Source organism: Acinetobacter colistiniresistens (assembly GCF_024582815.1).
Lineage (GTDB): Bacteria > Pseudomonadota > Gammaproteobacteria > Pseudomonadales > Moraxellaceae > Acinetobacter.
In genome coordinates this window covers 2891123-2910405 of record NZ_CP102099.1, presented here as the reverse complement: position 1 = coordinate 2910405, position 19283 = coordinate 2891123, and the positions used below count along the sequence as shown (strand labels likewise).

The 19283-nt window shown below is 40.0% G+C and carries 22 protein-coding genes; 10 read left to right on the top strand and 12 right to left on the bottom strand.

The window, feature by feature from the left end; translation table 11 throughout:
* Position 1: 1 nt before the first annotated feature.
* Entirely contained in the window at positions 2-1273 is a 1272-nt protein-coding gene (locus NQU59_RS14010; RefSeq protein ID WP_257063847.1) for an RtcB family protein, read from the bottom strand.
* A 430-nt stretch (positions 1274-1703) separates the two neighbouring features.
* Between NQU59_RS14010 and NQU59_RS14005 the strand changes: the two genes are divergently transcribed.
* Complete coding sequence (locus NQU59_RS14005) at positions 1704-1994, top strand: hypothetical protein (RefSeq protein ID WP_257063846.1); 291 nt, start codon at positions 1704-1706, stop codon at positions 1992-1994.
* 111 nt (positions 1995-2105) lie between these two features.
* On the opposite strand, the gene NQU59_RS14000 is transcribed toward NQU59_RS14005, so the two are convergent.
* Positions 2106-3071 (bottom strand): ribonuclease Z, encoded by a 966-nt coding sequence (locus NQU59_RS14000; RefSeq protein ID WP_257063845.1) that lies wholly within the window; start codon positions 3069-3071, stop codon positions 2106-2108.
* A gap of 113 nt (positions 3072-3184) precedes the next feature.
* Between NQU59_RS14000 and NQU59_RS13995 the strand changes: the two genes are divergently transcribed.
* Together NQU59_RS13995 and rtcR are read left to right on the top strand one after the other, a co-directional pair.
* Positions 3185-3508: a hypothetical protein gene (locus NQU59_RS13995; RefSeq protein WP_257063844.1), complete on the top strand. Its 324-nt coding sequence runs from the start codon at positions 3185-3187 to the stop codon at positions 3506-3508.
* Positions 3505-5100, top strand: coding sequence for an RNA repair transcriptional activator RtcR (gene rtcR / locus NQU59_RS13990; RefSeq protein WP_257063843.1), 1596 nt, complete (start codon positions 3505-3507; stop codon positions 5098-5100). Before NQU59_RS13995 ends, rtcR begins: the two co-directional genes overlap by 4 nt.
* Here rtcR and NQU59_RS13985 read toward each other — a convergent pair whose 3' ends face one another.
* Positions 5101-6171 carry a DUF2157 domain-containing protein gene (locus tag NQU59_RS13985; protein ID WP_257063842.1) on the bottom strand — a complete coding sequence of 357 codons (1071 nt, stop codon included), beginning with the start codon at positions 6169-6171 and terminating at the stop codon, positions 5101-5103.
* A gap of 92 nt (positions 6172-6263) precedes the next feature.
* The gene (locus NQU59_RS13980; protein WP_043969763.1) at positions 6264-6893 is read right to left on the bottom strand and encodes an alpha/beta hydrolase; all 630 of its coding nucleotides are present in this window, start codon (positions 6891-6893) and stop codon (positions 6264-6266) included.
* 125 nt (positions 6894-7018) lie between these two features.
* Between NQU59_RS13980 and yaaA the strand changes: the two genes are divergently transcribed.
* Genes yaaA through NQU59_RS13960 form a run of 4 tightly spaced genes read left to right on the top strand, consistent with a single transcriptional unit; the run spans position 7019 to position 9110 of the window.
* Entirely contained in the window at positions 7019-7801 is a 783-nt protein-coding gene (gene yaaA, locus NQU59_RS13975) for a peroxide stress protein YaaA (protein ID WP_005241912.1), read from the top strand.
* A gap of 21 nt (positions 7802-7822) precedes the next feature.
* Entirely contained in the window at positions 7823-8086 is a 264-nt protein-coding gene (locus NQU59_RS13970) for a hypothetical protein (protein ID WP_005241911.1), read from the top strand.
* Between the two features lie 9 nt (positions 8087-8095).
* Positions 8096-8719, top strand: a complete 624-nt coding sequence (locus NQU59_RS13965) for an HD domain-containing protein (RefSeq protein ID WP_257063841.1) — start codon at positions 8096-8098, stop codon at positions 8717-8719.
* Positions 8709-9110 carry a hypothetical protein gene (locus NQU59_RS13960; RefSeq protein ID WP_257063840.1) on the top strand — a complete coding sequence of 134 codons (402 nt, stop codon included), beginning with the start codon at positions 8709-8711 and terminating at the stop codon, positions 9108-9110. The genes NQU59_RS13965 and NQU59_RS13960 overlap by 11 nt, the downstream gene beginning before the upstream one ends.
* A 176-nt stretch (positions 9111-9286) precedes the next feature.
* On the opposite strand, the gene NQU59_RS13955 is transcribed toward NQU59_RS13960, so the two are convergent.
* The 6 genes from NQU59_RS13955 to NQU59_RS13930 form a co-directional block, all read right to left on the bottom strand.
* Positions 9287-9448: a hypothetical protein gene (locus tag NQU59_RS13955; RefSeq protein WP_257063839.1), complete on the bottom strand. Its 162-nt coding sequence runs from the start codon at positions 9446-9448 to the stop codon at positions 9287-9289.
* 127 nt (positions 9449-9575) lie between these two features.
* Complete coding sequence (locus NQU59_RS13950; protein WP_004639328.1) at positions 9576-10361, bottom strand: thiazole synthase; 786 nt, start codon at positions 10359-10361, stop codon at positions 9576-9578.
* A gap of 23 nt (positions 10362-10384) precedes the next feature.
* Entirely contained in the window at positions 10385-10582 is a 198-nt protein-coding gene (gene thiS, locus NQU59_RS13945) for a sulfur carrier protein ThiS (protein ID WP_257063838.1), read from the bottom strand.
* Between the two features lie 9 nt (positions 10583-10591).
* Positions 10592-10957 (bottom strand): DUF423 domain-containing protein, encoded by a 366-nt coding sequence (locus NQU59_RS13940; protein WP_005241907.1) that lies wholly within the window; start codon positions 10955-10957, stop codon positions 10592-10594.
* A gap of 107 nt (positions 10958-11064) precedes the next feature.
* The gene (gene rpoH, locus NQU59_RS13935; protein ID WP_005241906.1) at positions 11065-11934 is read right to left on the bottom strand and encodes an RNA polymerase sigma factor RpoH; all 870 of its coding nucleotides are present in this window, start codon (positions 11932-11934) and stop codon (positions 11065-11067) included.
* A 132-nt stretch (positions 11935-12066) separates the two neighbouring features.
* Positions 12067-12306 carry a sulfurtransferase TusA family protein gene (locus tag NQU59_RS13930; RefSeq protein WP_026040228.1) on the bottom strand — a complete coding sequence of 80 codons (240 nt, stop codon included), beginning with the start codon at positions 12304-12306 and terminating at the stop codon, positions 12067-12069.
* 355 nt (positions 12307-12661) lie between these two features.
* On the opposite strand from NQU59_RS13930, the gene NQU59_RS13925 reads away from it, so the two are divergent.
* The 3 genes from NQU59_RS13925 to fba all read left to right on the top strand — a co-directional run bounded on the left by NQU59_RS13925 (position 12662) and on the right by fba (position 15369).
* Complete coding sequence (locus NQU59_RS13925) at positions 12662-12874, top strand: cold-shock protein (protein WP_004911569.1); 213 nt, start codon at positions 12662-12664, stop codon at positions 12872-12874.
* Between the two features lie 102 nt (positions 12875-12976).
* The gene (gene rhlB / locus NQU59_RS13920; protein ID WP_005241904.1) at positions 12977-14128 is read left to right on the top strand and encodes an ATP-dependent RNA helicase RhlB; all 1152 of its coding nucleotides are present in this window, start codon (positions 12977-12979) and stop codon (positions 14126-14128) included.
* A gap of 203 nt (positions 14129-14331) precedes the next feature.
* On the top strand, positions 14332-15369 hold the full coding sequence (gene fba, locus NQU59_RS13915) for a class II fructose-bisphosphate aldolase (protein WP_005241903.1): 1038 nt from the start codon (positions 14332-14334) through the stop codon (positions 15367-15369).
* 100 nt (positions 15370-15469) lie between these two features.
* Here the strand turns inward: fba and NQU59_RS13910 are convergent, their stop codons facing one another.
* Positions 15470-16783 (bottom strand): peptidylprolyl isomerase, encoded by a 1314-nt coding sequence (locus NQU59_RS13910; protein ID WP_257063837.1) that lies wholly within the window; start codon positions 16781-16783, stop codon positions 15470-15472.
* On the bottom strand, positions 16783-19245 hold the full coding sequence (locus NQU59_RS13905; protein ID WP_043969769.1) for an LPS-assembly protein LptD: 2463 nt from the start codon (positions 19243-19245) through the stop codon (positions 16783-16785). Before NQU59_RS13905 ends, NQU59_RS13910 begins: the two co-directional genes overlap by 1 nt.
* Positions 19246-19283 lie beyond the last annotated feature (38 nt).

Here is a 19283-nt window from a genome sequence, read left to right as displayed (position 1 = left end):
ATTAGCCCTTAACACATACTACTTGTCTTAATGTATACACCACTTCAACCAAATCCTGCTGTGCTTTCATAACATCTTCAATTGGTTTATAGGCCGATGGAATCTCATCAATTACCGCAGCATCTTTACGGCATTCCACGCCTTCAGTCTGCGCAATCTGATCTTCCACAGTAAAACGTCGTTTTGCTTCAGCACGGCTCATTACGCGGCCTGCACCATGTGAACATGAGCAAAATGATTCCTGATTTCCAAGACCGCGAACAATAAAGGACTTGGCGCCCATTGAACCCGGGATAATTCCATATTCTCCCAAACGTGCACGTACAGCACCTTTACGGGTTACCATAACTTCTTCGCCATAATGTTCTTCCTTTTCCACATAATTATGGTGGCAATTCACGGCTTCCAATCGTGCTTGGAACGGTTTCGGAATAATCGTTGCTAAGGCCTTAATCGCAGACTGCATCATGATTTCACGGTTTTTCATGGCAAAGCGTTGTGCCCAACCTACTGCAAACCAGTAATCATCAAAATGTTCAGTTCCTTCGACTAAATAAGCCAAATCTTTGTTGGGTAAGTTAATAAAGTGCTTCTGCATATCTTTACGTGCCAGCTCGATAAAATGATTACCGATGGCATTACCCACACCGCGAGAACCTGAGTGCAACATAATCCAAACATGGTCGTGTTCATCCAAACAGATTTCTACAAAGTGATTTCCTGTTCCTAAAGTTCCCAGTTGCTTGCGGTTATTGGTATTTTTTAGGCGAGGATGCTTTGCACAGATGAAGTCAAAATCTGCAACTAAATCAGCCCAAGCTTGGTCTACCATTTCAGGTGGCGTTTCCCAAGAACCTTTATCTCGACCACGGCCTTTGGTCATTCCATGTGGAATCAGACGTTCCAGTTCAGTACGTAAAGCATATAAGTTATCGGGTAAATCAGAAGCGGTTAAGCTGGTACGCGTCGCCATCATTCCACACCCGATATCGACACCGACCGCAGCAGGGATAATCGCCCCTTTGGTTGGAATCACACTTCCGATGGTTGCACCTAGGCCAAAGTGAACGTCTGGCATTACGGCCATCCATTTATAAATAAACGGCATTTGTGCGGTTTGCAGCAATTGTTGTTTTGAGTTGTCATCGACCAGTACGCCATTGGTCCACATTTTTACTGGCATACTTTTTCCATTTTGTAGAACCTGATAAGCACGTTGTTGCTGTTCTTGTTCAAATTGAGCTTGTTGGTTAAGTTGTTCAACGACAGACATTTTCATTTTCCTTTCAAAGCCTGCCTGCCAAGCGTTTGCAGGCAGGTGATATTCACAAGATCCCAATGATGTTGTGTGCTTATACTATAGCAGCGAGTGTGCCAACTTTTTATAGAATACAAAATAATTTACGTAAGTTTTTGATATACATAATTTAATTAATTTTTAAAATATTTTCTATTCAATCTGGCAAGCTTATGATTAAAAATTTAATATAAAAATATATAAGTTTATATCTTTTTAGATATTTTGTTTAAGGTGTTGTCTTTATGTGGAAAAGCAAATTTCACTTCTTATGACTATGAAAGGGGGTAATTGGCAAGGCTAATATTTTTCAGATGGGCAGTGGTGTGTTTATGGAAATTCAAGTATGTCTTTGCATAAGGACATGCTATAAACATAACAAAATACAAATAAATTGCTAAGCCGAATGGATATTTTTCGTTATTTAATCACAATTTTTTTATTTGCAGCTGGGGTGTTTTATCTTGTTCAGTTCCTAGGGGAGAATTTTGATCTTATTTTTTTCGCGCTAAGTATCGTTTGTTTTTTATTTGCTTACTGGGTAAAACCAAAGCGAGAGCAGCGTGAACGTAGAAGTGATGCTTGGTACTGGTTTGATCCAATAGATATGTTTGTTGAGGCTGTTTATTTGATCATTAACTTACCATTTCGTCTCTTACGAAGAGTATTTGATTTTTTCAATCCTGATGTGCCATAAATAATTAAGTTGATTCTAAGAAGAATTAGATTGGTTTATTGATTTGAATAATTACTAAAATGCCATGTGATCTATCCGAAAATTTTGTAGATAGGTCACATTGCACAAGAACTATAGTGATTTATCAATTTTTGAAAGTTGACCTGTCTCATCTAAGCTAAATTGATCGAAATCATGGGCTAAATAGAAGTTTCCTTGATAGAAAGCTTGCACTTCCTCTGCAATGGCTTGCTGTCCAGCACTGTCTTGATGTCTTGGACTAAAGTGCGTCAGGATTAGATTGCTTAGGCCTTGTTGCTGAGCGAATTCTGCAACCATCTTTGCTGAACTATGCATTGGGCCTGAACCGACTTTATCTAAACCGGCTTGCGTGTAGGTGCTTTCGTGAATCAAAAGTTGAGCATCTTCGCAAGCCTGTGCCAATAATTCAGGACGGTCATTATCGCCGCCGACGATGGCATGTGCGCGTTGTATCTGTAACTGGGTAAAATCGACTGCTTTTAAAGTTTGTCCATTAAATTGAATGTCCAGACCTTGTTGTAAATCGCCCCAAGCTTTGCCTTTGGGTACGCCGAGTTGAATTAAAGCCTGCGTATCTAATTTTTTTTGAGTGTATTGCGCAATCATACTAAATGCGAAACTGGGTACACGATGACTGAGTGGGTGAGCTTGAATTGAAAGATTATCTGTCAGTTGCTGTATCTGAGTCGCTTCATTTACATCAATAAAGTGGAGTGGGTAAGGTAAATGTAAATCGGTCAGTTGTGCTGTGACTGCAATCCATTGTTGAATTTCTTTGGGAGCGATAATGGTTAAAGGTGCAGTACGGGCATTCATACCTGCACTTGCGAGTAAGCCAACTAGGCCATAACAGTGATCGCCGTGAACATGGCTAATGCAGATCGCGATTAAGTTTTGTAATGAAAGTTTGGCCTGTTGAATGCGATGCTGTGTGCCTTCACCAGCATCGACCAATATCCAGTCTTTATTCTTGCTGTTGCGGATGGCTAAACCAGAAACGTTGCGTGTCAGTGTGGGTACACCAGATGATGTGCCTAAAAAAGTAAAATGAAGCATCTTGTTGGTATTTTTTAATGAAAAGGTTATTGTATATGAAACTATAAAATTTTATAGAAAATGATGTGCAAAGATCATAAGATCAATAAAAAGATTTAAGGGCATAGCCTCAAATGAGTAAACTAGGATGTGTATGTGGTCATGTGATTGTTGATCAGACAGATCAAATTCCATACAAAGCTTCTTTTATTACTGATGTTGATTTATTTGATTTTTATGATGCAGTCGATGGCACGATGAATACGCCTTTAAATCATAAACAGACATTTTCTGAGCAGTTTATAGATAGGTTTATACGATATTCTGCAGATATGTATGAATGTACGCAATGTGGGCGATTATGGATAGGTATTGGAAATAATCAGTTTAAGGCTTTTCTTCCTGAATCAGGGAAATATCAAGCTATTTTAAATATTCAACATGATAGATTTAAATGAATAAAAAAACCGTTGTGATTGGCTTTGTGGGTTCTACTTTAGATCAAGGAAAGCGTCCTGATCGATGGCAACGCTGGCGTCCGACTTTGAGCCTTCTGATGCATGAAGATTTGATTGTGGATGAATTGGTACTATTGCATGATCGACAACATCATAATTTAGTTAAATTTATTGCTGAAGATGTGCAGGATGTGTCGCCATCGACTACCGTGTCCGGGCAGCGAGTGAGTATCTGTGATCCTTGGGATTTTGCCGAGGTCTATGGTGCGCTGTATGACTTTGTAAAAACCTATCCATTTGATACTGAAAAAAATAACTATCTTTTGCATATCACGACAGGCACACACGTTGGTCAAATCTGTTGGTATCTTTTGGTCGATGCCAATTATTTGCCTGCCAAGCTGATTCAAAGTGCACCCAATCAACAAAAAACACCAGAAGGTGAATATCGTATCATTGATCTGGACTTGTCTCGCTATGATGTTCTCAAGCAACGTTTTGAAGATGAACAACAACAAAACTGGCAGCAACTAAAAGCCAATATCTCAACCTATAACCCCGAATTTAATCAACTGATCACCGAGGTTGAGCTGGTGGCAACACGCTCCAGTGCCCCGATCCTGATTATGGGGGCAACAGGGGTTGGAAAATCGCATTTAGCCAAACAAATCTTTCAATTAAAGAAAGATAAGTTTCATTTGAATGGTCGCTTTATTGATGTCAACTGTGCGACCTTACGTGGTGACAGTGCCATGTCGAGTTTGTTTGGTCATATCAAAGGAGCATTTACAGGTGCAGCGGCTTCGCGGACAGGTCTATTAAAAAGTGCCGATCAGGGTATTTTGTTTTTGGATGAGATTGGTGAACTTGGACTGGATGAGCAAGCGATGCTGCTCAAGGCGTTGGAGGATAAATCCTTTTTTCCTGTCGGAAGTGACAAAGAGGTTCAGGCAGATTTCCAACTGATTGCAGGAACCAATCGGGATCTAAGAACTGAAGTGCAGGCAGGTCGTTTCCGAGAGGATTTATGGGCGCGATTGAATACATGGACTTTCTTTTTACCTAATCTTAAAGATCGAATTGAAGATATTGCCCCGAATATTGAATTTGAGTTGCAACGCTTCGCGGCAAATCATCAACGACAACTACGTTTTCAACGTGATGCACTCGATGTGTATTTGAAATTTGCCAAGTCTAAAGAAGCATCGTGGCAAGGCAATTTTCGTGATTTAACTGCCAGTGTGACGCGGTTAGCGACATTATCCAGTGGTGAGCTGATCCGTTCAGAAACAGTCGAAAAAGAGATTCAGCGTTTAAAGCAGTTGTGGTCGATTCAAACCACACAAAGTGAATTCAAGGAAAAGGATGTTCTACTCAAGTATTTAGATCAAGCGCAGTTGAGCGAGATCGATGAGTTTGATCAGATTCAACTGCGTGGGGTGCTGCAAGTCTGTGAAAATGCCAAGTCAATGGCGGATGCTGGACGTCAATTGTTTGCAGCTTCACGCCAACAACGTAATACCACCAATGATAGTGACCGAGTCAAAAAGTATTTGGCTCGGTTTGGCTTGAGTTGGGGCGATTTTCAATAATCATTCAATCGGATGATCTTTCTTGATTTGGGATTGGTTGGGTAGAAATTCTAAATTCCAGAGCTTTTCGGCATGCCGACCAAGCCACCAGAAAGATGCTGCCAGCAGAATAAAGAAAATGGCTTTATGCATGCCATTCCAGAAGAACTCAAAATATTTGGTGTAGAGGTTAATGAATAAAAAGGTGATACCAAAACCACGTGAGGTAGCATCATCGTGTTTTAAACCATAAACAATTGCGATGATGGCAATAAAGGCAAACAAGATACCCCAATGCAACAGCTCATATTGTTTAACGCTATACCAACTATTCAAGTCTCCATAATTGCCAAAGATTGAGAGAATCCATAAGGCAATAAATAGATACAGCAGGCCCATAACATAAGTCGAATGTGCAAAGTCTCTAAAATGCGCATAGCGTTTAAACAGTAGGCTTAAGCCAATCAATACACCGCCAAAAAAGACAAAGCGTAAAGGGAAGTTCATGCCTAAATAATAGGCACCCCAGCCAGACATATAGCCTGTTTCCGTCCCAAACCATGAGCCGAGTGATAGCAGCGAAAACACCCAGATCAGTTTAGAAGGGAACCAGAAGGCAAGTGCTGCATAAATGATGGTGGAGAGCAGGAATAATAAAGAAAAATGCCCACTACCAGTATCAATCGCTTGGCCAAAATAGGCGACAGACGCTGCGGTAGAGAGCACGCCTGCAAAAATAATCGCCTCATTACTAAATTGATGTAAGGGTTTGGTTTTACGTCGATGATATGCAAAGCCATAAAAGGCTGCTGCAACCACAGCAAAAATCAAACAGGGAATGATTTTGGAATTGATAAAGATTTTTTCAATCAATTCCATCAAGAACTGATCAGCGGTAATTGCAGCAATCGCAATCACGGCACAAATTATTGAAATCCAGAATGAATATTTTGCCAGCCGTTCCCAGTCAAACGGCCGAATTGAAAAACTCTGATTTAACTCATTGGCTACATCAGGCGTAATCGTGCCTTGTTGTTGCCATTGTTCAATGGTTTGCTTTAAAAAAAGTCCCTGTTTTTTATTTAATTTCATTATTAAAGAACCCGAATGTCTGTACATCTATATTGATATAACAGACATTGGATTCAAAAAAGTATATTTTTCTTAGTAATTTGTTGTTAAGCCTACAGTTTTAAAAAACGAGTAATAACTTGACGCAACTGTTTTAGATACCCTGTGAAGAAATGATTGGCGCCTGGCAAAATCGTGATCGGATGTTTTTGTGGTTTTGCCCAAGCGATCATATCTGAGAGCAAGGTAATATCATCCTGTTCACCGTGAACAAATAGAATGTCGCCGTCAATTGCAGGGGTTTTGTAATGACGTAAATCAACAACTGAGCCAGTAGGTAAACCACATAACACTAACTGTTTAGGACGTAACTCATTGCTGAGTTGGGCTTGGCATTTTGCCAGTACATGTGAACCAAAGCTAAAACCACCTGCGTAGAAGGTTAAACCTGCATGCTTTTCACGGGCATATTCAATCACAGCCATGATGTCATCAGTCTCGCCATGGCCTTGGTCATGTGTGCCTTCACTACCAGCTAAACCGCGGAAGCTGGGGCGGTAAACAACACAGCCCATTTCATTGAAAATCTGAGCCAATAAAACAGGGACTTTATGATGCGGTGTACCACCTTGTAAGGGATGTGGATGGCAGACAACAGCAAAACCTGTGATTTCACCTTGGGGTTGATCAACAAACATTTCAATTTGACCAACAGGACCTTGGATGAATAATTGCTCAGACATAAGATACGCAATGGATAATGGAAGAATCCACTATTTTACCGATAAAACTGAACGAGAACACGAATTGGCATTAAAAATTATCAACTGTTATAGTTTCACCAAGATAAATTTATTTTTGATTGATTATGCTTGCTTTAATTTCTCCAGCCAAAACACTTGATTACACTACAGCACTTCCTACTGATACACATACACAACCACGTTTATTGGCGCAATCTCAACAGTTGATTGATGTATGCCGTAAACTTTCGGCGACTGAAATCGCATCCTTGATGACAGTAAGCGAAAAAATTGCCAATTTAAATGTAGAGCGTTTTCGTGACTGGAATGCTGATTTTGATTTTTCCAATGCACGCCAAGCCTTGTTTGCATTTAAAGGCGATGTATATACCGGTTTAGATGCTTATCACTTAAAAGACCAAGAGATTGATTTTGCCCAACAGCATTTGCGTATGTTGTCTGGTCTTTATGGTTTATTGCGTCCGTTGGATTTGATGATGCCGTACCGTTTGGAAATGGGGACTAAACTAAAAAATAAGCGTGGTCATAATCTATATGAATTTTGGGGCAGCATTATCACTGATCAAATTAACCAAGATTTAGCTGAAATTGATGCGAAAGTATTGGTAAATTTGGCTTCTGACGAATATTATAAATCTGTGAATGAAAAGAAAATTCAGGCAGAAATTATTAAGCCTGTATTCTTGGATCAGAAGAACGGAAAATATAAAGTCATTAGTTTCTATGCGAAAAAAGCGCGTGGATTGATGGCAAGATACTTGATTGAAAATAAATTAAGCCAAGCAGAACAATTAAAAGCATTTGATAGTGAAGGGTATTACTTTGATGCTGAAAGTTCATCGGATAAAGAATTGGTCTTTAAGCGAGATGAACAGCACGCAGCTTAGATTTGCCTTGGGCAGGGTGGGATGTTAACCAAAGAGCATTTGTTAAAACACGCAATATCGTCTGATCAAGTCCTGATTAAAGGCCACCTGACAGAACCTCGGAGTTATGGGGTATATGCACTGCCTTTAGATCGGGATGGTACTCGACGATTTCGATTTGGTAATCATCCTATGCGCCAACAGGAACTGAAACATGAGTTTGGTTCCTGTACCTTATATCAGCTTTTTCTTGAGCGTAAAGATGCGGAATCTTTAGCAAAGTGGCTGAATAAAGAGATTCAGTGAGGATTGGCAATGCAGCAATATTTAACCGTATTAGAAAAATCATGGTTTGAGCTGCATCAGCATTATCATTTTTCTGAGCCGCAGAAGGTTTTTAACAAATTGATTGCTGCCTATAGTGAAAAGCAGCGCGCTTATCATACGCTTCAGCATTTATATGAATGTCTAGTTCTAGTTGACTCGATTCGAGCTGATTTAAATGATGCACATGCAGTTGTCTTGGCGCTCTGGTTCCATGATGCAGTTTATGACCCACAAGCCAAAGACAATGAACTTAAAAGTGCTGAGCTATTTGAACAGTATCTGGCTCAAGACTTACCAAACGATATTGTTGAAAAGATAAAGCGGTGGATTGTTGCCACGCAAAAGCATGCATCGACAGATGAGTTGGATTTACAGTTTTTACTGGATATTGATCTGGCGATTCTAGCGGCTTCACCAGACCGTTTTGCGGAATATGAGCAGCAGATTCAGCAGGAAAATGCTTGGGTTGATCCAGATGTCTATTCGATTAAAAGAAAAGAAGTTCTAGCGCATTTTTATCAGACTGAACCGCTGTATCAAACAGAATATTTTCAACAGAGTTTTGAGCAAAGGGCGAAAGGGAATTTGAGGGGAATATTAGATGGAAAATAGTTTAAACATTCCTAAGTTCCCTAACACTAATGCTAGGGTGGCATTAGCAAAGCGGTTGAACTTACCTTATCACGATAATATGCAAGATTGGGAATATGAAGTTGCTGACGCAGTTCACATAGATGATTTTTTGAATGCTTATGATCTAAACGATATTACAGAAGATGAGCGATTTCTGTTGATTGAAATGCTTTTTCAGTCTTTTGAAGAAGTGAATGATTTAGAGAAAGACTCTCGTTGGTATCGGACACTATCTCTTGTTGAAAATAATCTTGATTTGCACACACAAACTGTTCTTTATTGGGCAAATGGCGTAGAGTCATTTGAGGATAGTTGGAATATAACGCCTTTTATTAGAAACCTGAGAGATCAATATCATTTGAAAAAATAAAACTCCATTACGGATAATATTTTATCCCTTTATGAAGATACTTTTTCCTTGATAAAATAAATAAGATGAGTAATTGTCATCAATCATTAAATTAATTGAATGGCTGCATAATTTGTAAAATAAATCATGTTCAAGATCTGTTTTAATACGATGTATTACACCTCCACTAAGAATATCTATAACATTTTTGTATAAATGTCTATATCTTCCTGATTTTCCCACCAAGTTATAATCTCGGTAAGCGTTTCAAAAGGAGTTTCCCAAAAGAACTCTTCAGCGCCATATTCGAGTTGAACGGGAATAATTTCATATGTTGATTCTAAAATAAAATCTGTCATAAACCATCTCTTTTCTTAATTTTATTGTAGCTGTATTCATCTATAATTTTATGATAACGCTTATTTAAAAATAATTTGTATGAGTGTAATGGGCAAACTATGTTCGCCCAAAACATGCTGAGTTGATTTACTTAAAGAAATACCCAGTCTCTGGTGAGCTCGCATTGGCCATGCGCTTACGTGGCATACGACCTGCTAAAAATGCTTCACGACCCGCTTCAACCGCTTTCTTCATGGCTGAAGCCATTAAAATCGGATTTTGCGCAGCTGCAATCGCTGTATTCATTAATACGCCGTCGCAACCCAATTCCATTGCAATCGCCGCATCACTGGCAGTACCAACACCAGCATCAACCAAGACAGGGACTTTAGCATTTTCTTTAATAATTGAAATGGTATGTGGATTCAGAATGCCGAGACCAGAGCCAATCAAACTGCCCAATGGCATGATCGCAACACAACCCATGCTCTCAAGTTCTTGCGCAACAATTGGGTCATCTGAGGTATAAACCATGATCTCAAAACCATCATCAATCAAGGTTTGCGCTGCTTTAAGCGTTGCGGTTACATTCGGATATAAGGTTTTTTCATCACCGAGCACTTCTAGCTTCACTAGATTGTGACCATCAAGCAGTTCACGTGCCAGCATACAGGTACGAATTGCGCTATCCGCATCAAAGCAGCCTGCAGTATTCGGCAAAATCGTGTATTTCTCTGGTGGAATTACTGAAAGCAAGTTCGGCTGATCAGCATGCTGTCCGATATTTACACGACGAATTGCCACGGTCACAATTTCGGCACCACTGGCTTGAATGGCTAAATCAGTTTCATTGAGGTCTTTATATTTACCTGTCCCAACCAATAAACGAGATTGGAAAGTACGAGAACCAATAATTAAAGGGGAATCTTGCATGGGCTTACTCCATTTTTAGCCAATTAGCCGCCACCAACAGCTTGAATAATTTCAATATGATCTTCAGGAGCAATTGCGGTTTGCTCAAGTCTACTTTTCGGAATAATCTGTTGGTTCTTTTCTACAGCGAAGCGTTTGCCTTCAAGCGCTAAGCTTTGAATCAATTGCTGTAGGTTTTCACAAGACGTGTCTGTTGACTCGCCATTTAAATAGATGTGCATGATCAATCCTTATTTCGCATGCTTGATTGCTTGCCATGCGAGTAGCAACCAGCCCGCAATCATAAATGCACCGCCAATTGGGGTAATTGCACCTAAGATTCGAGGCAGGCCGAGCGCCATAATGTACAACGAACCGCAGAAAAAGATGATACCAATTTGGATCAAAATAAAAGGAATTTTTATTGGGAAGGTTACTGTGGTTTTATGCAGGACACCCAAGATAAGCAAACCAATCGCGTGATAAAAGAAGTATTGGGTTGCTGTACCCCACCAAGCGAGCTGCTCTGGGGTTGCAAAAGATTTGAGTCCATGAGCACCAAAAGCACCCAACATAACTGCAAGCGCAAGGTTAAGCGCCGAGATAGCTATCCACATAATGATAATGGAACTGGAAATTTGATGAACAAAGTTAACATATTCGAGGGCTTAAACAAAGCCAGATAAAACAAAAGGGCATTAAAGCCCTTGTGTTTGTATTGGTTCTAGCTCGCAGACATTGCAGTCTTGATTTTCTCCATTGCATTTTTTTCAAGCTGGCGAATTCGTTCTGCGGAAACGTTATATTCAGCAGCCAGTTCATGCAAAGTCGATTTATCATCATCTAACCAGCGGCGTTGTAAGATATTACGAGAGCGATCATCAAGCTGTTCCATTGCCTCGTGTAAGGCAGAGGTACTTTGCTCTTCATAATCTTCTTCTTCAATCAGGCGCGCAGGGTCGTAACGATTATCTTCTAGATAAAGTGCAGGAGCAGTATGTGGTGTATCGTCATCATCATCACCTTGTGCTTCAAAAGCAGCATCATAAGCGGTTAAACGACCTTCCATTTCGAGCACTTGCTCTGGTGTGACGTTCAAATCATTGGCAATTGATTTCGCTTCTTCCAAAGTGAGTCGTTTGCTTGATTTTTTAAGGCTACGTAAGTTAAAGAATAATTTACGTTGTGCCTTGGTCGTTGCGATTTTGACAATACGCCAGTTACGAATCACATATTCATGTATTTCGGCTTTAATCCAGTGCACAGCAAAAGAAACTAAGCGAACACCCATATTCGGATCGAAGCGTTTTACCGCTTTCATTAATCCGAGGTTACCTTCTTGAATAAGATCACCTTGTGGTAATCCATAACCTGCATAACTACGTGCAATATGTACGACAAAGCGTAGGTGTGACATTACCAATAGTTTGGCAGCATCAAGGTCTTGGTCATAATAATAACGCTCAGCAAGTTCTTTTTCCTGCTCGGCCGTTAAGATTGGAATTTGATTGACAGTACTGATATATGCACCAAGGTTTACACCTGGCGCAGACAATGACAGGGGCATCAATTGATTGCTGCTGTCAGTAGTCATGGAGTCTCCTTATAGGATGATATTTGAGTCAACAATTTCATCTTAATGCGAATGTTCTTCATCACTAAGGAAATTTGAGTATAGAAATGTAAATTAAGCAATTTTATCTTTAACCAAGAGTTTAGCAAAGAATTACATAGATTCAATTAAATAGTGAAATTCATGATCTGAAATTTTCTGTGTCTGGCATTGAAGTTGTTGGATTTTGCAATATCGTGTTACATCAATTTCGCTGTGTGGATCAGAAGATTTCAGTAAATATTGTTTTGAACCTTCAGTTTTCTTTAACGCGCGTTTCAACATGAGTAATGGCATAGGGCAAGGCTGTCCGAGTGCATCAATTATTTCAGGAGAATTGGGGGTATCAGTCATATGCATTTAAATTGTTTCATTCAAAATCATATTAACAAATTTTTGCGTAATTTTTGAGAGAAAAATTTCATTAAAAAATAGCTAAATTAGTGAAAAAACAGATAGAAACTAGGGAAATAACTAAAAATAATTCTATTAATTGTCATAAACCCGTGATAAGCTCGATGCGTTTTAGGAAGAGTTTAATGCAATATTATTGTAATAAACCCTAATAACAAATGGATGTAACCGGAAATTGTTGATAGTTTTACAGAATGATTACAAGCTTTAAAATTATAAATATTTTAAAACCTTGTTGGCTCTGCTGTTTGCAACACCGGAAGGTCCTTATCTTTCAAAATCTGAGGATTGACTTATGACAGCTCGTGAACAAGGCGTAGTAAAGTGGTTTAACGACACTAAAGGCTTTGGTTTTATTCAACGTAATGGCGGTGATGACGTATTCGTTCATTTCCGTGCAATTGTTGGTGAAGGTCACCGTTCTTTACGTGACGGCCAACGCGTAGAATTCAGCGTAGTTCAAGGACAAAAAGGTTTCCAAGCTGAAAACGTTCAGCCTTTAGACTAATTTGTTGCCTTATACGCAATATAAAAACGCTCCAATGTAATTTGGGGCGTTTTTGTTTATAATAGCCACTTTCTTTTGATCACTGATGGTTCGAGAGCATATATGACGTCTGGTTTTGAAACCTTAAATTTACATCCGCAGTTGAAGAAAGCGATTGATGCTTTGGGTTTTACACAAATGACCCCAATTCAACAAAAGGTTTTAAAATATACATTGGCAGGGCATGATGCCATTGGTCGAGCGCAAACAGGTACAGGTAAAACTGCGGCCTTTTTGATTAGTGTGATCAATGATCTACTTAATAATCCAGTGAAAGAACAACGTTTCCGTGGTGAACCACGTGCGTTAATTCTAGCGCCAACACGTGAGTTAGCATTACAGATTGAAAGTGATGCACAAGCATTAACGAAATTTTCAAATTTGCACCTCGTAACGCTGTTGGGTGGTGTGGATTTTGAAAAACAAAAGAAAATGTTGGATCGAAACTTCGTTGATATTATCGTGGCAACGCCAGGGCGTTTGATCGATTTTGTTGAACAAAAAGAAGTGTGGTTAGACAAAATTGAATTCTTGGTGATCGATGAAGCAGACCGTTTACTTGATATGGGCTTCATTCCATCTGTTAAAAGAATTGTTCGTTATTCACCATTTAAAGAGCAGCGTCAAACCTTAATGTTCTCTGCAACATTTAGCTATGATGTTTTGAATCTTGCACGTCAATGGTTATTTGAGCCTGTAACGGTAGAAATTGAACCTGAACAAAAAACAAATAACGATGTTGAACAACGTGTTTATGTGGTTGCGAAGCAGGATAAATATAAGCTGTTACAAGAGATTCTTCGTGAAGAGCCAATTGATAAGGTGATGATTTTTGCGAATCGCCGTGATCAGGTTCGTCGTTTATATGATCATTTAAAGCGTGATGGTTATAAGGTCGGGATGTTATCTGGTGAAATTGCACAAGATAAACGCCTGAAAATGCTCGATCAGTTCAAGCAAGGTAAGAATAATATTATGATTGCAACCGATGTTGCAGGTCGTGGTATCCATGTCGATGGGGTTTCGCACGTGATCAATTTCACCTTACCTGAGCAATCAGATGATTATGTACATCGTATTGGCCGTACGGGTCGTGCGGGAGCGCAAGGTGTCAGTATCAGTTTCCTGTCTGAAGATGATGCATTCTATTTACCTGAGATTGAAAAAGCGATTGGTAAAAAATTACCATTAACGCGTTTAGAAGGTTATTGCTAAGTCTTATAAGGTATTTGATTAAGACGATAAGATCTTCTTTGAAAAGACCAAATCATCACATGATTTGGTCTTTTTGCTTATTTCATAAGGTTTGCTACTCAAATTACACAAAAGACTGAAGATTTTTTTATAATTCCTGTGATTAGTTGCTGAATTGAAATACATCAGCATGTAGAATATGGCGCATTACCTGGGAGGATATTATGGCTCTAATCTCAATGCGCCAGCTCTTGGATCACGCTGCAGAACATAACTACGGCGTACCAGCATTTAACGTAAACAACTTAGAACAAATGCGTGCAATCATGCTCGCTGCGGATGCAACAAACTCACCTGTGATCGTGCAAGCTTCGGCGGGTGCACGTAAATATGCGGGTGCACCTTTCTTACGTCATCTTATTTTAGCTGCGATTGAAGAGTGGCCACATATTCCGGTGGTAATGCATCAAGATCATGGTACAAGTCCAGATGTTTGCCAACGTTCTATTCAATTGGGCTTTAGCTCGGTGATGATGGATGGCTCATTGGGTGCAGATGGTAAAACACCAACAACATACGATTACAATGTAGATGTAACTCGTCGTGTTGTGGCAATGGCGCATGCTTGTGGTGTGTCGGTTGAAGGTGAGATTGGTTGCCTAGGTAGCCTTGAAACTGGTATGGCTGGCGAAGAAGATGGTGTTGGTGCAGAAGGTGTGCTTGACCATTCTCAGTTGTTAACTTCTGTAGAAGAAGCAACTCAATTCGTTGCAGATACCAATGTCGATGCCTTGGCAATTGCAGTGGGTACCTCGCATGGTGCGTATAAGTTTACTCGTCCACCTACGGGCGATATCTTGGCCATTGACCGTATTAAAGAAATTCATGCCGCGTTACCAAATACACATCTTGTTATGCATGGTTCAAGCTCTGTACCACAAGAGTGGTTGGCTGTGATTAACCAATATGGTGGTGATATTAAAGAGACTTATGGTGTACCTGTCGATCAGCTTGTTGAGGCGATCAAGCATGGTGTGCGTAAGATTAATATTGATACCGATTTGCGTTTGGCGTCTACAGGCGCAATGCGTCGTATGATGGCTGAGAAACCAAGCGAGTTTGATCCGCGTAAATTCTTCGGTGAAACTGTTGAAGCAATGAAAGAGATCTGTGTTGCTCGTTACGAAGCATTTGGTACAGCGGGTAATGCGAGTAAGATTCGCCCAATTTCTTTAGAGAAAATGGTTGATCGTTACAAGTAATCTAAGCGTTATTTGTGAAATGAAAAAAGCGGCCATAGCCGCTTTTTTCATTTGTGATTTAAAAAAATACCAGCAATTTGCTGGTATTTTTTTAAATCAATTATTTTTGCTTTGCTTTGGAGTCTAGATTGGCATCTTTAATTTCAACATAGGCGTTTGCACGTAGCTCTCGCATCCAGCTATCCACCTCAGTATCAAATAAGCGTTCACCTAAAATCTGACGTGCCATACGTTCTTGCACTTCTTTGGTCATATCTTGTTGGCGTGTATCCGTCACTTGCAGGATATGCCAACCAAATTGGCTTTGGAATGGTTTGCTAATTTGTCCGACAGGGGTGTCTTTCATCACTTTTTCAAATTCAGGGACCATAACGCCCGGGCTAACCCAGCCTAAGCTACCGCCATCACGCGCCGAACCTGTATCATTTGAGTAGGTTGCAGCCAGTGTTGCGAAGTCTTCACCTGCTTTAGCGCGGTTGTAAAGGCTATCGATCATTTGTTTCGCACGATCTACACTGACAACTTCAGAAGGTTGAATCAAAATATGGCGGGTCTGATATTGCGGAACCAAGGCCTTCTGATCGTTTTGCTTACGTTCAAGTAATTTTAATACATGTACGCCATCACGAACATTGATTAACTCTGTGGTTTGTCCAATTTGGAGTGGTGCAATACGTGCCGAAAGTTCAGTTGGGATTTCTGCGAGTGAGCGGAAGCCCATATCTGCACCATCGACCTTAACTGAAGCTGTTGATAGCTTAGAGCTGATCGCTTTTGTATCATCACTATTTGTTAACGATTGTTTAACCTGTTGAGCAACTTGCTGTACGTCCTTCTCATTTTCTCCAGAGATACGCATATGTAATACGTGGACCTGTGTGCCAAGGGCAGCTTGACCTTCAGGAGATTTTAAGAAGTTTTCGACATCATGATCACTGATTTTGATACGAGACATAACCTGTTGTTGGCGTAAACGTCCTATAGCAAGGTCTTCGGCAACACGGTTACGTAAATTTTCATAAGTTCCTGGTGCGATTGAATCCAGCTTTTGCTGGAATGCTTCAAGTGAGTTTGCACCTGATTGATTCGCGATTTTTAAAACAGCCGCATTTAAACTTTTTTCGTCAGGTTTGATGCCATAACGTTTGACTTGCTCTAATTGAGCTTGATGAATAATCAGTTGATCCAGTACTTGCATTTGTAAATACTGTTGTGGCGGAATTGTTTTATTTTGCGCCTTTAACTGATGCTCTGTTTCAGCAACTCCTTGTTCTAAATCACTTTTAAGAATGACACTACTATCAACAATTGCAACAACCTCATCCGTTGGTTGTGCAAAGCTGTGCATTGATGAAGAAATTAGGGCAGCGAGAACAGTCGCTTTAAAGATATGTTGAAAAGGTTTTATCTTCATTAACGTTGTGTCCAAGATTGATTAATTTTGTCGAAACCTAAAACTCTATTCTCAAGCAGAGAAGCAAGTTTGTTGTTTAAAGCACCTAGGCCTTTGAGAGTGAATTCAGCCATAACAGCATTCTTTTTATGAACGCCTGGGGTGTTTGGATCATCTAAATCATTGTAGTAAGAACGACCATAGACGGATACAGCCCAACAACACGACTCGTAATTTACACCGAGTAAATATTCACGCATAACATTGTTGTCGATATCATATTGGGCATGGCCCATGATACGCCAATTGTCCTTCACAGGTTGTATAAAGGATGCAACAACTTGATCGTAGGCATCTTGTCGGTCTGTAATTTTTTTTCTATAGAAATAACCCAGATTGTAAAGATTACCTTTGTCACCCGTATAGTACGCTTGTAAATCTCGTTGTGCGTTGTCACCATTTTCTGTCCATGCGGAGTTGGAGCTGATGGTGACATTTTGGTTGAGTTGACTAGAAAGACTTACAATAGGTCCGGTACGGCGCTGAGTGTCGAACTCATCCAGTTTTTCGTTTAGGCTGACACGACGGTCACTAAAATAATAGCTTTGACCAATACTGGCTTTAATTCGTTCTAAACCTTCAGTGTCTAACAAGCTATAGGTAATACCAAGCGATAGGAAATTGTTGTCATCTAAGCGGTCATGCCCATAAAAGCGATATGGGTTGAACAGTTGATCATAATTGACCGAGGCTGTCGTTGAGTCAAAGTTTGGATTGTTGTCTTGGTTTTTATATGGTGAATACGCATAGAAAGCGCGTGGAGAAATACTTTGAAGGTATTTTCCATCTTTTTCAAATGTTAGACCTGTTGCAAAAGTAAACTGAGGTACGACAACAGATTTTTCTTGGTTGTCAGATCTAAGGTTTGCTTTGGTATCTTGGTCGTAATAGGTATTAATACTCCGAACAGATACTTCAGGAACTGCATAGAACCAAGATGGCGTGAGATAATTATATCGAACTGCAAACTGGTTATAGATACGCGTACCACTTGACTCAAGCGCAGAGCCATCATTGATCGATTTTTTAAAGTAAGCGGTATCGTTGTTAAACTCGTATTGTAGCCCTTGTGGGTCACCTGTAACGTAGTTTAATAAAAATTGAGGCAATCGAGCATATGGCTTATTTGCATCAGGGATCGTTTTATCGAGTGTCTGGAAGTCTTCAACTTTCAATTGAGCTTTTAGACCTGGAATACCATTGCGATAATTCAGTTCCCAGGCTCGACGTAAGTTGAGATCGGTTCTTGTATTTGGGTTGTGATTGAAATCCGCAAAATAGTCTTTATCAGAAGCGTAATTATATTCTAAATTAGTTGACCATTGATCATTAATGCTCCAGTGATGAAGGAAGTGTAAGTCATCACGATTTTCATCACCATATTGCTTATCTTTAGCAATATATCCGCCCCAAATACGGCCCGAACCAAAGTTTTCCGTCATATAACGGAATTCAGCATCTAGTTTTTCGCCACGCTTGCTCATATAGCTTGGTGTTAGCGTAAGATCGTAGTTAGGTGCAAGATTGAGATAAACTGGTGTGGCAAGTTGAGCCCCGCCATCATTGCTATAGCCGAAAAGTGGGCTGAGCAGGCCAGTAGTACGGCGATCATCAATTGGGAAGTTGAAATAAGGGACTGCAAGTACAGGTACGTTTTTCACATAAAGTTTTGTACCACGAGTGACACCGCGCCCCGTATCCTGATTTAATTCAATTTGTTTCGCTTGAATTTTCCAGGCTGGTTTCTGTTCTGGTGGGCAAGCTGTATAGCTCGCATCTTTTAAAATAACTAAATTTTCATTGGCACGTTTAATCTGGCTTGCATGTCCGTGTGCATGCTGTTGTTCAGAAATGTAGTAACTGTTATTTAAATCGCCTGTCTGGGTCTTTAAATTATAGTTAATTTCATCACTTTGGCTGAGTAAGCCAGATTGGGCGAGTTGAACACGACCTTCGGCATTGGCATAGGTTTGGGTTGAATCAATAGTAACTTGATCTGCACGAATCGTACGACCTTCTTGATCGATTACGACGTTGCCTTGTAGGACTGAGTCACCTGTAGGGTTGTAATGTCCATAATCAGCAGTAATGACAGAAGTCGTGGTGTTTTCGTTGCCTGCTTTTGTTTGGGGATTAATTGGAGTGACCCAAGTCCCTTGGCAAAAGGAAGAACTTAAATAACGATTATCACGTAACTGTGCTTCTGGCGCAGATTTATCTACATAATATTGCTGGAAAAAGCTTTCCCCAGGATAACTTTCTTGATCTTGCTGTCCTTGATTTCGAATTGCTGCTTTGAGCTGTTTGTTGTCAAGCGTAGAGACAGCATCAGCTTGAGCTGCGAAACCAGACTGGATCGAGCCGCCACACAAGAGTGTCAAAATAGCTGTTGCTAAAGGATTAAATTTAAACTGATGTTTCATTGTCTCATTAACCAGTACGCTAATTCACAATTAATTAT